This window comes from uncultured Draconibacterium sp. (assembly GCF_913060805.1).
Lineage (GTDB): Bacteria > Bacteroidota > Bacteroidia > Bacteroidales > Prolixibacteraceae > Draconibacterium.
The window spans coordinates 109,653-124,506 of record NZ_CAJXTC010000015.1; the positions used below are offsets into that span (position 1 = coordinate 109,653).

12 protein-coding genes and 1 tRNA gene are annotated in these 14,854 nt (G+C 42.8%); 8 read left to right on the plus strand and 5 right to left on the minus strand.

The annotated features are described in order from the left end of the window. Positions 1–16: 16 nt before the first annotated feature. Positions 17–2,131, minus strand: a complete 2,115-nt coding sequence (locus QZ576_RS11125) for a M3 family metallopeptidase (protein ID WP_297097092.1) — start codon at positions 2,129–2,131, stop codon at positions 17–19. Between the two features lie 259 nt (positions 2,132–2,390). Continuing rightward, positions 2,391–2,984 carry a flavin reductase family protein gene (locus QZ576_RS11130; protein WP_297097094.1) on the minus strand — a complete coding sequence of 198 codons (594 nt, stop codon included), beginning with the start codon at positions 2,982–2,984 and terminating at the stop codon, positions 2,391–2,393. 111 nt (positions 2,985–3,095) lie between these two features. Between QZ576_RS11130 and QZ576_RS11135 the strand changes: the two genes are divergently transcribed. Then, a complete protein-coding gene (locus QZ576_RS11135; RefSeq protein WP_297097096.1) occupies positions 3,096–3,530 on the plus strand; it encodes a hypothetical protein in 435 nt (144 codons plus the stop codon). A 630-nt stretch (positions 3,531–4,160) separates the two neighbouring features. Here the strand turns inward: QZ576_RS11135 and ispG are convergent. Then, the gene (gene ispG / locus QZ576_RS11140; protein WP_297097099.1) at positions 4,161–6,020 is read right to left on the minus strand and encodes a (E)-4-hydroxy-3-methylbut-2-enyl-diphosphate synthase; all 1,860 of its coding nucleotides are present in this window, start codon (positions 6,018–6,020) and stop codon (positions 4,161–4,163) included. A gap of 87 nt (positions 6,021–6,107) precedes the next feature. Here ispG and gldA point away from each other — a divergent pair, with 87 nt between their 5' ends. The 6 genes from gldA (at position 6,108) to QZ576_RS11165 (ending at position 10,762) form a co-directional block, all read left to right on the plus strand. Further along, entirely contained in the window at positions 6,108–7,013 is a 906-nt protein-coding gene (gene gldA, locus QZ576_RS11145) for a gliding motility-associated ABC transporter ATP-binding subunit GldA (protein WP_297097102.1), read from the plus strand. 17 nt (positions 7,014–7,030) lie between these two features. Continuing rightward, positions 7,031–8,026 carry a glycosyltransferase family 2 protein gene (locus QZ576_RS11150; protein ID WP_297097104.1) on the plus strand — a complete coding sequence of 332 codons (996 nt, stop codon included), beginning with the start codon at positions 7,031–7,033 and terminating at the stop codon, positions 8,024–8,026. 220 nt (positions 8,027–8,246) lie between these two features. Continuing rightward, complete coding sequence (metK, locus tag QZ576_RS11155; RefSeq protein WP_297097106.1) at positions 8,247–9,500, plus strand: methionine adenosyltransferase; 1,254 nt, start codon at positions 8,247–8,249, stop codon at positions 9,498–9,500. A gap of 152 nt (positions 9,501–9,652) precedes the next feature. Beyond that, a tRNA-Met gene (locus QZ576_RS11160) sits at positions 9,653–9,725 on the plus strand. Positions 9,726–9,825: 100 nt separating this feature from the next. Continuing rightward, complete coding sequence (locus QZ576_RS22550) at positions 9,826–9,942, plus strand: GIY-YIG nuclease family protein (protein ID WP_367270481.1); 117 nt, start codon at positions 9,826–9,828, stop codon at positions 9,940–9,942. 22 nt (positions 9,943–9,964) lie between these two features. Then, on the plus strand, positions 9,965–10,762 hold the full coding sequence (locus tag QZ576_RS11165; protein WP_297097108.1) for a cation transporter: 798 nt from the start codon (positions 9,965–9,967) through the stop codon (positions 10,760–10,762). An 8-nt stretch (positions 10,763–10,770) separates the two neighbouring features. On the opposite strand, the gene QZ576_RS11170 is transcribed toward QZ576_RS11165, so the two are convergent. Together QZ576_RS11170 and QZ576_RS11175 are read right to left on the minus strand one after the other, a co-directional pair. Further along, positions 10,771–11,598, minus strand: a complete 828-nt coding sequence (locus tag QZ576_RS11170) for a hypothetical protein (RefSeq protein WP_297097110.1) — start codon at positions 11,596–11,598, stop codon at positions 10,771–10,773. Between the two features lie 17 nt (positions 11,599–11,615). Beyond that, positions 11,616–13,889, minus strand: a complete 2,274-nt coding sequence (locus QZ576_RS11175) for a DUF5916 domain-containing protein (protein WP_297097112.1) — start codon at positions 13,887–13,889, stop codon at positions 11,616–11,618. A 387-nt stretch (positions 13,890–14,276) separates the two neighbouring features. On the opposite strand from QZ576_RS11175, the gene QZ576_RS11180 reads away from it, so the two are divergent. After that, positions 14,277–14,693, plus strand: coding sequence for a hypothetical protein (locus QZ576_RS11180; protein ID WP_297097114.1), 417 nt, complete (start codon positions 14,277–14,279; stop codon positions 14,691–14,693). The last annotated feature ends 161 nt before the right edge of the window (positions 14,694–14,854 follow it).

A 14,854-nucleotide genomic window follows, 5' to 3' on the forward strand; every position in this document is an offset into this window, starting at 1 on the left:
TCATAGATTTTAAACCTTACGGATTTACAGTTTTATGTCCTTCAACCAGTCCGCTACGTTCGAGTAGAGCATCAACAGTTGGCTCTTGTCCGCGGAAACGTTTGTAAAGAATCATCGGGTGCTCTGTTCCACCTTTTTCCAAGATGTTTGTACGGAACGAAGCTGCCACATCTTTATTGAATAATCCTTTTTCTTTGAATACGCTAAATGCATCAGCATCCAGCACTTCGGCCCATTTGTAACCATAATAACCGGCTGCATAACCGCCGGCAAACAAGTGTCCGAATTGTGTACTCATACAAACGCCGTCGATTGCCGGGAAGATCTGTGTTTTCTTCCACGCCGTTTCTTCAAAATCTTTCACATCGCCTTCGAAAGGCTTTTCAAGCGTGTGCCAGGCCATGTCTAAATAACCAAAACTCAACTGGCGAATTGAAAGGTAACCGGCCAGGTAGTTTTGCGAATCAACAATCTTTTGAACCAGTTCGGCAGGAATAGGCTCGCCTGTTTCGTAATGTTTGGCAAAACGATCGAGGAAATCTTTTTCCACTCCCCAGTTTTCCATAATTTGTGATGGAAGCTCAACAAAATCGCGGTATACATTGGTTCCCGACAAGCTTGCATAAGTTGATTTTGCCAACATTCCGTGCAGCGCGTGACCAAATTCGTGCAAAAATGTTTCCACTTCGCTGAACGTTAACAACGCCGGCTTACTTGAAGTTGGGCGGGTAAAGTTCATTACAATGGTTACGTGCGGACGCGAATCAACGCCATTTTCCAGCCACTGACCTTTAAAGTCGTTCATCCATGCACCACCACGTTTTCCGGAGCGTGGGTGAAAATCGGTGTAAAACACAGAAAGGAAAGTTCCGTCGGCATCAAACACTTCGTAAGCGGTAACTTCGTCGTTGTATACCGGAATGTCTTTGTTCTCTTTAAAAGTGATGCCGTAAAGTTCGGTTGCCAACCCAAAAACACCGTCAACAACGCTGCTTAATTCGAAGTAAGGTTTTAGCATTTCGTCGTTCAGGTCGAATTTCTCCACCTTTAGTTTTTCGCTGTAGTAGCTCCAGTCCCAAGGCATTAAATCGCCTTCGAAACCACTCTTGCGGGCATATTCTTCAATCTCTGCTTTTTCCTCTTTCGCCACTTTGTACGATGCAGCATACAAGTCGTTAAGCAAACCGTAAACACCATCGGCATTCATTGCCATTCGACGCTCTAAAACGTAATCGGCATAGTTATCATAGCCCAGCAGTTTTGCCATTTCCAGGCGCAACTCAACAATACGTTTTACATTTTTCTGGTTATCGAGCTCATCGCCTTTAAACGATTTCGAACCGTACGCCATGTACAATTCTTTTCTCAACTCGCGGTTGTCGGCATATTTCATTACCGGCAAATAGCTTGGCATCGAAATATCGAAAATCCAACCTTCTTTATCTTTCGCCTTTGCTTTTCCGGCAGCAGCTTCCAAAGCTCCTTCCGGCATGCCTGCCAGTTTGCTCTCGTCGGTAATGTTCAGTTCGTAATTATTGGTTTCTTTTAGTACGTTCTCACCAAAATCGAGGCTTAATTTCGACAACTCGGTGCTGTATTCGCGAAACTTTTCTTTATCGGCGTCCGACAAATTTGCCCCGCTACGTACAAAACCAATGTAATTATTCTCCAAAAGCGTTTGTTGCTCGATGGTTAAATCTAACTCGTCCTTTTTGTTGTACACGGCTTTAACGCGCTCAAAAAGCACGGGATCTAACGAAATGTCGTTCTGAAAAGCAGTAAGCATTGGCGATACTTCTTGCGCGATGCTCTGCAATTCGTCGTTGGTTTCCGAACTCATCAGGTTAAAAAAGATACCCGATGTACGTGTTAACAAACGGCCAACCTCGTCTAATGCAACGATGGTGTTTTCGAATGTTGGTGCCTCCGGGTTATTTTTAATTTTCTCCACGTCGGCCTTACCTTCTTTAATTCCTTCCTCGAAAGCCGGCATAAAATGCTCGTTTTTAATCTTGTCGAAAGGTGCCGCATCGTGCGGTGTATTAAAATCTCCGAGTAACGGATTTGTTTGTGCTGTTACCATTCCTAAATTCATTAAAAAGATTACTGCTAATAAATAGATGCTCTTCATTTTTATCACAATTAAATATTATTCTGAATAGTCTTCAGAAAGTTTAAAGGATTACAAAAAAAGAGCGGAAATTGTTTAAAAAGAATGATTTATTTCATTCAAAATGCAAGATTAAAATGTGCTGTACCCCCCGGCTTTCTCCGATAATTCTTCGAATTTACCGGCTCCAGCCGTCCCCCTACAAGTAGGGGGACAGTTGAGGCCGACAAGCTCCGGTTAACGGAGTGCGGCCGAAACGGGGGGTAAACCGTTATATGTTTCAGTCAGTCTTCCTACGTTTTTTCTTCGTCTTCTTTTTCTCAACCGACCAGCCAAACTTGCCAATACGTTTTCCCATTCCAAAATAGTGGCCATGACTGTAAACCAAAGGATTGGCTTTTGAAAAACTAAAAGCCTGTTCTTCGTTCATATAAGTATCGTCGACTGAAACGCTCACCACCTCGGAAATAAACATGTGGTGCGACCCCAGCTCAACAATATCTTTTACGCGGCATTCGATGTTTACCGGCGACTCTTCGATAATGGGCGCTTTCACCATTTTGGCAGGCGCGGGCGTGAGGTTCATTTCTTCCCATTTATTGTATTTGCGGCCCGATCGGCAGCCACACCAGTCGGTTGCTTTTGCCAGCTTCTCGGTGGTTAGATTAATAACATACTCGCCGGTACGTTTAATAATATCGTACGAATGACGCCCCGGACGAACCGAAATATAACACATTGGCGGATCGCTGTTAATGGTGCCGGTCCAGGCAATGGTTATAATATTGTATTCTTCAGGATTTTCGCCGCAGCTTACCATTACTGCAGGCAAGGGATAAACAATTGTTCCGGGTTTCCAGTACGTTCGTGCCATATTCTTTGTTTTATGTAGTTCTACTCAAAGATAGGAAATACAGGGCTTTTGCAATAATAAAGCCGGCGCAACCTTTTCTACATTTAACACATCTACCTTAAAAACAAAGGCATGAAAAAACTACTTCTATTATTTCTTTTGGTCTCTCTTTTCGCATGTAACGACAATCCCGACAATCCTGCTATTCTTATTGAATATGGTAAAGAATGCGGGTGGGGTGTTGGCGAATTCATAAGCATTAGCGAGAATAAAGTTGACTATGTCAGAACATCTTTGGGAGTGGAAAGCCCTGACATAGAATCAAAAAGCAAATCGATAAGTAATGAAGAATGGACCGAACTATCAAATCTGTACGACTTTGATTTCTTCCTGACACTGGATTACGAATCCATGAACATCAGCTTTGATGGCTGCGATGATATTATTCGGATAACACAGACTGATAACGAACACGGAATCCGTTATGATCCTTCGACTGAAATTGAGGGTTTGGAAGCCTTTCAGGAACGATTGAATGAGCTTCTTATCGAAATGCGTGAATATTAATTTCCCATCTTCTTTCAATCTTTCTGCCAACGTACTAAGTACATTACTACCCCAGATGTATTTCTTCAATCGTACTGAGTACGATGCTCCACCCATGAAGTTTTCTCCAATTGTACTGAGTACGATGCTCCACCCACGGGGTTTTCTTCAATCGTACTGAGTACGACGCTTCGCCCACAGGATTTTCTTCGAACGTACTGAGTACGATGCTTCCCCACGGGGTTTTCTTTAATCGTACTGAGTACGATGCTTTCGATTTATTTCGTCCGGGGGCTGCGAACCATTTCTATCCAACTTTCTTCGCCGGACGATTTACATCTTTATTCTATTTCCCGGGGCGACGCAATTCAAAGAATTACTTTGCCCCGGGCTAAAAGACAACGCACTTTCAGCGCTTCTAAATAAAAGCCCCAAAGGGGCGACAGTCAATAGCCCGGTGCGACTGACGACAGTCATGAAGCGCCGGGAAAGGAAACGAAACGAAGTAAAACTCGTCCGGCGAAGAAAGCCGTTCAAGGCTGTTGGTTGTTCCGGACGAAATTCAGAACAGCTCCATCGAAAAAGCGGCAAAAAAAAAGGATCCGATCATTTGATGATCGGATCCTTTACTATTATATAATAGTATAAATATTAATCTTCAGGATCTTTCCAGTCGCCATTTTCGCGAATCAATTGCTCCAGTTCCTCCACAGCATTTTCGTACGAAATATGACGTTTTATCGGCTTCAAACCTTTATACAGGTTAACCTTGTTATTACCGGCTCCAACAAAACCATAATCCACATCGCCCATCTCGCCGGGACCGTTAACAACGCAGCCCATAATACCAATTTTCAAATGGTCGAGATGTTTAAAATGTGCTTTTACGGCGCGGGTTGTTTCCTGCAAATTAAACAGGGTTCGTCCGCAACCCGGGCACGAAACAAATTCGGTTTTGGTAACGCGCATGCGGCTGGCCTGCAGTATGCCAAAACTCAAGTCTTTCAGCTCGGTGAAAGTAATATTTTCGTTGTCGTTCGACAGGCAGATTCCATCGCCATAACCATCGATCAGCAAACCACCAAGATCGGCCGAAGCAGTGATCTGGAGATCATCCAAACGGCTTTCGTTGTATCGGCGGTAAAGCACAACCGGCACTTTCCAAATGTGTGTTTCAAGCGACATAAAGAACGCCCTTAACTCGGCCATCGGATTCGCGTTGTAACTTTCCAGAATCAGTACCGTTTTCCGGGTCTGCTTCAATTTCATGATGATCTCCGGATGCATATCCATAAATCTGTCGAATTCCGCTTTGTTGGTACGAATAAATTTCATTCGTCCCCAACGTGTACTTTCAAACAAGTACTCCTCGAGCGTAATTACCGGATATTCTTCGCCTTGTATATCGAGTATTTTGTTTCCCGAGATAAAATAATCAGGAACCAGTTTCCCACGGATCGGTATCATTTCGCGCAAACTTCTGTCGCCTAAATCGGCAATCACCACCGGAAGTTCTTTCCCTCCCATGTTCAGTACCGGGCGGGTATCGCGGCGCTCGTATTCAAACGGGTTGGTTTGTGCAATCATTGGTGCCGAAATAGGCTCGTGATTCTGGTAGCGTTTAAAATGATTTACCAGTTTCAATGCCACCGGAATTTCGTTTAACGGTGCTTCAGTTAACGAAATGCGCACCGTGTCGCCAATTCCGTCGCTTAATAAAGCTCCCACTCCAACGGCCGATTTTATACGTCCGTCTTCGCCTTCGCCGGCTTCGGTAACTCCCAAATGAATTGGGAATTTCATATTCTCGAGGCGCATTTTAAAGTTGAGCAAACGAACGGTATAAACCATTACGCGTGTGTTGCTCGACTTAATCGACACCACAACATTGTTAAAGTCTTCCTTTTTACAAATGCGCAGAAATTCCATTACCGATTCGGCAATTCCGGCCGGAGTATCGCCATAGCGGCTCATCACCCTGTCGGAAAGCGAGCCATGATTCGCTCCAATTCGCAATGCTGTTTTTGTATCTTTCAGCATTTGAAGAAAAGGTACAAACTGCTTTTCAATAATAGCAAGCTCTTGATTGTACTCTACATCGGTGTATATTTTATTTTTGAACTGCGCTCGTTTGTCGTAAAAATTTCCAGGATTAATACGCACCTTGGAAACATACTGCGCGGCAACTTCCGCCAATTTCGGGTTAAAATGTATATCAGCAATTAAAGGTGTATTATACCCTCTGTCAACCAATTCCTTTTTAATAACCTTAAGGCTTTCGGCATCCGACATGCCTTTTACAGTTACGCGAACATAATCGGCACCGGCCTTTACCACGCGGATAATCTGCTCTATTGTAGCCTCGGTATCCGTGGTATTGGTATCGGTCATTGTTTGAATCCGGATAGGCTGACTGCTACCAACGGGAACTCCTCCAATGTTCACTTCAATTGTTTCTTGACGTTGATAGCGGGTTAAATCTTTAATATAGTTGAAATTACGATCCTTCATCAATTAATCTGTTAAGCTGAACTGCAAATTTAAAGTAATGCTTCTAAAATAAAAAGAATACTCTATTTTTGTTTTGCATTCTTTATTATGATTGTTGAAACAAGGAATATCACAAAATTGTTTGGGAAACAGAAAGCTCTAGATGCTATCAGTTTCACTGTAAACAAAGGCGAACTGGTAGGTTTTCTGGGCCCTAACGGAGCCGGCAAATCTACTACCATGAAAATTATTACCGGTTATCTTCCGCAAGATGAAGGCGATATTTTGATTGACGGGCAGAAAGTTTCGGGGCAAAACCTCGAATATAAAAAGCAAATTGGCTACTTGCCCGAGCATAATCCGCTGTATACCGACCTTTATGTGAAGGAATTTTTAGAGATAACAGCCGGATTTTACCACCTGAAAAATAAAAAACAGCGCATTGCTGAAATGATCGAACTTACGGGTTTGGGAATTGAGCAGCACAAAAAAATACGTGCCCTATCGAAAGGTTATCGCCAGCGTGTGGGTTTGGCACAGGCATTAATTCACGATCCGTCGATTTTGATTCTTGATGAGCCAACAACCGGCCTCGATCCTAACCAGCTGGAAGAGATTCGTGCTTTGATTCGCCAGATCAGCAAAGAAAAAACCGTGATCCTGTCGTCGCACATTATGCAGGAAGTAGAGGCTGTGTGCAACCGCGTGCTGATAATCAACAAGGGAAAGATTGTTGCCGATGGTAATATTTCGGATGTAAAAGCCGGAATCAATATCCAAAACCAAATTGTGATTGCCGGTTTTAAAGAAACCGTTTCGGAAGATCAGCTTTTGCAAATCCCGGGCGTAAACAGCGTTACCCAAAACGAACTGGGCTGGGAAATTGAAGCCGGAAACGAGGCCGACATCCGTCAGAACATTTTTCATTTTGCCGTTGAGAACAAACTCACACTGCTTACTCTTTTCGAAAAGCAACAAAATCTTGAAAACGTTTTCCATCAACTAACCCGGTAAATCAACCTGCACCTTAAATGCATCCTGAAGTTTCAGTAATACTGCCCTATTTTAACGCCGAACTCACTTTGCAGCAGGCAATAGACAGTATTTTGGTTCAAACTTTTTCTGATTTCGAACTGCTTTTGGTTAACAACAACAGCACCGATAAAAGTACTGAAATTGCCGGGCAGACTGCGGAAAATGATTCGCGAATTATTTTGCTCTACGAGAAAACTCCGGGAGTGGCCAATGCCATGAACTGCGGATTAAACAATGCACGTGGCCGTTTTATTGCCCGAATGGATGCCGATGATGTGGCCCACCCCGAAAAACTACAAAGACAATACAACTACCTCGAGAATAATCCATCAATTGATTTTGTTGGCAGCGAAGTTGAATATGTTCCGCACATCGCCGAGAATAAAGGTTTTCGGCGATTCGTGAATTGGGCAAATTCGTTTCACACGCCTGAAGAAATTGCGCTGAAGCAGTTTATTGAAATTCCGGTTATTAACCCGACGATATTTTTTCGTCGCAAGTTATTTGAAAAATATGGTGGCTGCAACGACGGTAATTTCCCTGAAGATTACGAAATGCAACTCCGCTACCTCAGCCACCGAGCCAAAATGGCTAAACTCCCGGAAAAGCTGCTGGAGTGGCACGACTACTCCACCCGCTTAACCCGTACCGACGAACGGTATTCCACCGAAGCTTTTTTTCAAACCAAAGCCTTTTATTTCAAACAGTGGTCGGAGCAACACAACCCATTCCATCCTAATGTCTGGATTTGGGGGGCCGGACGTAAAACCCGCCAACGAAGTGCTTTTCTACAAGAGCATGAGCTGAACATTGAAGGCTTTATCGATATAAAGGAAACAAAACCTGATGCATTATTTTACAAAGACCTTCCCCAACCCGGGCAGCTGTTTGTTGTATCGATGGTAACCAATACCGGCGCAGGTGAAAAAATCAGGGAATTCCTGAAACAACGAAGTTACTGCGAGGGCAAGGATTTTATATTGATGGGATAAGCACCTATCCTCCTTATTAAGAACAATTTTAAACAAGTTCTTTTTTATTCAAAATAAACCTATTACATTTGTCCCCGCTACGTGGAAAGATTTGAGATTGATTGCAACCACATGAAAAAAACGCTAAAACAATCGCATTTTTCAATATCAATCGAATATCCCGCAGTTTAAAATTTAATGTACAATGTGCTGATTAACTTCAGCTTAAAAAGGGATTTTTATGAATTATTTATTTACAAGCGAATCAGTATCGGAAGGCCACCCGGATAAGGTAGCCGACCAGATTTCAGATGCATTGCTCGACCAGATTTTGGCTTTTGATGCCAACTCGAAAGTAGCTATCGAAACACTGGTTACAACCGGACAAGTAGTTGTTGCCGGCGAGGTAAAATCGCAGGCTTATGTTGATGTGCAGGAAGTTACACGAAACGTGATTAATCAGATTGGCTACACCAAAGCAGCGTACCGTTTTGATGGCGATTCGTGTGGTGTTTTAACTGCCATTCACGAACAGAGTGATGACATTAACCGCGGTGTTGACCGTGAAGAAAAAACAGAGCAAGGTGCAGGCGACCAGGGAATGATGTTTGGCTATGCGTGTAAGGACACCGAAAATTATATGCCGTTAACACTCGATCTGTCGCACAAAATTTTGCAGGAACTGGCTGTTATCCGTCGCGAAGGCAAAGTGATGACTTATTTGCGCCCCGACTCAAAATCGCAGGTAACTGTTGAGTACAACGACTCGAACGAGCCGGTGAAAGTGCATACAATTGTAGTATCAACTCAGCACGATGAATTTGATGCCGACGAACCAATGCTGGCAAAAATCAAGGAGGATGTGATCAACATTCTTATTCCGCGCGTAAAAGCACAATTGTCGGAAGATGTGCAGGCGTTATTTGGCGACGATATTATCTACCACGTTAATCCAACGGGTAAATTTGTTATTGGCGGGCCACACGGCGATACCGGATTAACCGGACGAAAAATTATTGTTGACACGTACGGCGGCCGCGGAGCCCACGGTGGTGGTGCATTCTCGGGTAAAGATCCATCGAAAGTTGACCGCTCGGCAGCTTATGCATCGCGCCACATTGCCAAAAACCTTGTAGCAGCAGGTGTTGCCGACGAGATTTTGGTGCAGCTTGCTTACGCCATTGGAGTTGCTCAGCCGGTGGGAGTTTTTGTAAATACTTACGGTCGTTCGAATGTTAGCATTACCGACGGAGAAATTGCAGAAAAAGTGAAAGCTATTTTCGATCTTCGCCCGGCAGCGATTGAAGAGCGATTGAAATTACGTAACCCGATTTACCTTGAGTCGGCAGCTTACGGACACATGGGCCGCGAACCAAGAACTGTAACTAAAACATTCGAGTCGCCATACAGTGGTAAGGTTACCAAAGAGTTGGAACTGTTCACTTGGGAGAAACTCGACTTTGTTGACACGATTAAAGAGACTTTCGGACTCTAGTTCCGAGGGTAAGTTTTAATATACGCCTAAAGGACGGTACTTGTGCCGTCCTTTTTTTATTCAATTTTTTTGCAAGAAGTTGCAGTTTAAAAAAAAGGTATTATATTTGCACCCGCGTTCAAGAAGACATTTCAAAAGAAATAAAGATATATTGCGGGATGGAGCAGTTGGTAGCTCGTTGGGCTCATAACCCAAAGGTCGTAGGTTCGAGTCCTGCTCCCGCTACTTTTAAAGCCGATAGAGTTTCTATCGGCTTTTTTATTTCCCTAAAATTAACTTCAATCAGTCCATTTCTAAATCGCATCTGATTATTGTAACTTGCAACATGTTTATTGTTTACACCCTTTTCTCAAAAAACTACAACAAGATTTATATCGGGATGACTTCCGGCCCAGACAGAAGATTGTTTGAACATTTAGACTTTAATTTGTTACTTAGGTAAACGAAAAACTGTTCAACGCGTCATGCTTAAATCAGAATACCACATCGCAAAAATGGACTGTCCTTCCGAAGAAAATATGATTCGGATGAAACTGGATGGAATTGAAGATATAAAAAAACTGGAGTTTGACATTGAAAACCGCAACCTTACGGTTTTTCACTCCGAAGAAAATAAGGAAATTCTTTCGCGACTGGAATCATTGAATTTTGGAGCAAAACTCTCGGCTACCAGCGAAGTTGATGAAAACGAGTTTGCACCGGAAAGTTCCGATGTGCAATCGAAATTACTTTGGTCGGTACTTTTAATCAACTTTGGTTTTTTCATTATTGAAATGACTACCGGTCTTATTTCCCGATCGATGGGATTGGTTGCCGACTCGCTTGATATGCTAGCCGACTCGTTCGTCTACGGACTCAGCCTTTGGGCAGTGGGTTCAACGGTACTAAGAAAAAAGAAAGTGGCACGCTTAAGTGGTTACTTTCAGCTTACACTTGCTTTGTTGGGTATAATTGAGGTGGTGAGGCGCTTTATAGAGTTTGAAGACATGCCCGATTATCGCATCATGATTGGCATTTCGATTCTGGCACTGATTGCCAACGCCATTTGTTTGCTGCTGCTCCAAAAATCGAAAAGCAAAGAAGCACACATGAAAGCCAGCATGATTTTCACCTCGAACGACGTAATTATCAACAGCGGCGTAATTTTAGCCGGTGTCCTTGTACTGGTAACACAATCGAAATATCCTGATTTAATAATCGGTTCAATCGTATTTCTGATCGTTGTCAGAGGCGCGATACGAATTCTAAAACTTGGTAAATAAACTAATTTCTATTTCACCACATAATCAATTAAATCCCACAGCTCAACACGTTCGATAATTCGGGCTTCGCGTGTTTTTTTCGTTGTTTCACTAAAATCCATTTCTGGATGAATGGCGTGAAATGCATCGGAAAAACTGAGTTCGAACACATAGGAATAATCCGAAAAAGTATTCATTGTAATATACTGGTATGGGCGACTGGCACCACGCGGAAACATGGCTGCCCAAAGTCCCCAGCCCACAGTTTGCCCCGAGCGTATCGATTCCTCGTGAATCGGCATCCAAACCTCTTTTTCCAGCGCTTCGTATTCCGAACCTTTTCCCGGTTCCACCTTCATATAATTCACCTGAATGTAATGCGCCGGATCTTCAAACGGAATGGCCGGAATTGAAGCCACACTGTTATACAACTCCGACCGAACAATTTCGCGTGCTTTATTGGTTCGATCCATCATTTCGCTTAAACTCATATTTCGATGAACTTTAGCCGGAATTTCAGCATTCCACGGATTTTCCAGTGTTTCCGGATCGTTGTAAGTGGTAATTGCCACATAGTTGTAATTATCTGCCGAACCGGTAAATTCAACCGCATACAATGTCCAACTCGCAATTATCCCCTGGTTTATTCTTTCCTGGTGCATAGGTTTCCAAATCTTCTGTTCAACCTCGATGTATTTCAGGTGATCTTCTGGTTTCACCTTAATGTATTCCACCACCACATAAACCGGATCGGCAGCCTTTACCGGTGCTGATGCAAAAACAAATACGCTGCAGAAAACAATCGCCGAAATACAAAATGTTAGCCGGGCGAAACTTATTGATTGTATATTTTTCATTTTAGTAAAACTTTGCGTTAAAGATTAATCCAGTACGACATTTTTAAGATCAAACCCCTGTTTTTTGAAACCATTCCATCGGGCAAAAAGTTCTCGGTATACACTAGGAATATATCAGAAACCGGCGCAAACCGCCACTGCAATCTCGAGTTGATGTTCACGTTGTCGGCCTGTTCGTTATACTGAATAAAATTGGTCCAGAAAATTTTCTCGGTAAAGGTCAAATCGATTCGTGGCCCCACCAGCCAAAAATCTCCGCTTGGATTCGGGTCGGGCAAATCAATTTTATTGTACGAATAATTCATTGCCAGGCTAAAAATGGGCTTCACACGAAAACGAAACGTTCCGGATATATTTGTTGCATTACCATTGTAAAAACCTCCGTATCCGGCGCGGATATCGAATGAAAAATCTCTTCTGCTATTTGATGAATAACTGGTATTTATCGAATTCCAGGTATATTCAGTTCCCGAAGGCAGCGGTTCAGTTCCGTCCTTAAATTGCCATGTCGGATCAAAATCATCAAACAATTTCACGTAATTGTTTTGCCACTGCACATTTATTCGGCTCGAATTCAGAAAGTTGATACTGTAACCCGCTTCCATTTCTTTGTCGGTAAATTCCCAATTCGTGTCAAGGAAATAATCCGCCTTGAAACTCGGACCGTGCGTACTAATTGTTTTGCTATCGGGATAAAAACTGTAGCGCACAAAAGGGCCAAAAGTAAAGTAACCGGTACGCGGAAAGAAACCCATTTCGGCATTGAAATTTTCGGCTACATATTCGTGCGTCCAAAATGCCATAATTTTTCGGGTGTTGTACCGAATACTTGTTCCGTGTGCCCAGTGTTTTGAAGTATGCACTGGATCGTCGGAATTAAAATAGTAGAAACTACCATCCCATTTATCGTCGCGCGACAAGAGGTTGTATTGCAGACCATAAACGCGGTTGTATTCGTTTTGATCCCCAAAATCAAATCCGTCGTCCTGATCATTCGAGAAATTAATGCCTTGTTTCATGGCAAAGATCCCTGAAATATTTGAACGACCGAAAACTTGTTTTTTAAACGACGCTACTGTAAAGTTATATGCCGGATCATCGTCGAAACCATCATTCATCTGATGTTTGGTTTGAGCATTTAAAAACCCCACGCGTAAACCATCTCCCACTTGCCCGCTTAAACGTGCTCCAAAAATCATAGGCGACGATAAACCAATACGGCGCGAGAAAAACACCTGCGACTGGCGGAAACCAAAATCACTAAAAAGGTCGCTGTTCTCGATAAAAAACTGGCGCCGCTCCGGGTAAAACAGCTCGAAACGGGTAACATTTGTTTGCTGGCGGTCGACTTCGACTGTTGAAAAATCGGGATTTAATGTCAGGTCGAGATTCAAAGACGTTGACAAAGCTACTTTTCCGTCGAAACCGGCATTCCAGTCCCAGCCAATATTGTTATTTACCGACAGATCCTGCTGCGTTGCCGAACCCGAAACATAAGGAATAATACTAATATTTGAGCCGGCTTCAGGCGGTGTACCGTCCCATTTCAGCTCTCCGGAATAAGTTAATGAGGTTGGCTGATATTGTCGTTTAACCGTTGTCCAGGTGGAACGTTCGTTTCTTTTCAGATCGTTTCGCACAAACTGAATATTCCAGTTGCTGATATCATCGGCGTACCGGATCGATTTAAACGGAATTTTTATTTCGGCGGTCCAACCTTCATCTGTTTTTTTGGTTTTCGAGTACCACACGTTGTCCCACGAATCGGAGACCGCCATAAATCCGCCGCCACCACCGGTAATTAAACCTTCCATTTGTACACCCAAAGGTGTGATGGTAAATGCGTAACCATTTGTCAGGTCGTCGAAAGGATCGATAACCAACATTAAATAGTCGTTGTTTCGTTCCTGGTAATCCCTTCGCAACGACTCCACAATGTAGTTCCCCGGCAACTCGTCGAAACAGGTTACACCCACATACAGGTTATTATCGTCGTAAAGTATGCTGGCTTCGGTTTTCGAAAATGCGGTTGTATCATCCATCGGGTACTGGCGGTGAAAATCCTTGGCTTTATCGGCCGTTTGCCACACCGCTTCATCGAGTGCGCCGTCGATGGTTATATTCGCATCGGTTTTTTTAATTTCTAATGTCTTCTCCGGAATTCGTTTCCCCTTCGTTCGCGAAATTAGTGAAAGCTCAAATCGATCTTGTCCACTCACCTCGAAAATCGAGATCATCCCCAATAATAGAATAAGCAATCCGCCTAATCCATAAGTCTTAGTTCGGTTCATTTGGTTTTTTTAGGTAGGAAGCTGTTAGGGTTCTTCCTGTTTATTTTCAAAAAATTTAGTTTCGGCTTAACCGCTGTTCATTAATATTCTTATTAATGAACACTGAAGTTAGATTGCCAAAGTATCAGAAGGTTTAATTAAAATCTAATTGAAACGACGAATAAAACTTTCAACGGGATGAATCGTTTTGGTGAGCATTCAAATGCGCGAAAATACCCTTATTATATAACGCGAAATATCAGCTGATTACGCTCATTTTTCATCAATCTAATATTTGCCAACGGAATAAAATACCAATCCGTCGATAAAATCGCCCGGTTCTTCTATTTCATTTTAGTACTTGCTGTTTTGCCCTTAGATTTGAATCAAATTAAAAAAACAAAAGACATGAAAACAAAAATTAAACAAGTAACAGCAGCAACATTAATCGTTCTTTCTTTAATGGTAATTGGAATAAATGCATCGGCAACAAAACATACCGGATGCAGAGTAGTTGAATCGTCGATTGAATTGGAAGACTGGATGACCGACGAAACAATTTGGAGCACGACAAATGTATTTGCACAGGAAACAGATGCCAATTTGGTAGTTGAAGACTGGATGACAAACGCCGAAGCCTGGAATGTGAACAATAGTTTCGCAGCAGAAACAGAAACAAGCCTTGAAATTGAAAACTGGATGACCAGCGAAAGTACCTGGATGGTGGTTGAAAAAGCGGTTGAACCTGAATTGGCACTTGAAAGCTGGATGACAGATGCAGAAAACTGGGATGTTGATGAGCCGGCACTGGCATTGGAACGCTAACAAAACATTCACGATTCCCGGGAATGACCACCGGAAATGAAAGTCAAACAATTTTTGGCTAACTCTCCCTCGCTCCCTCTCTATTTGTACCTTAGATTTGCGAAGATATTTTTTGATGGAATGGAAAGGATTAATTTTGAGTATAAACCAAGATATTAAAA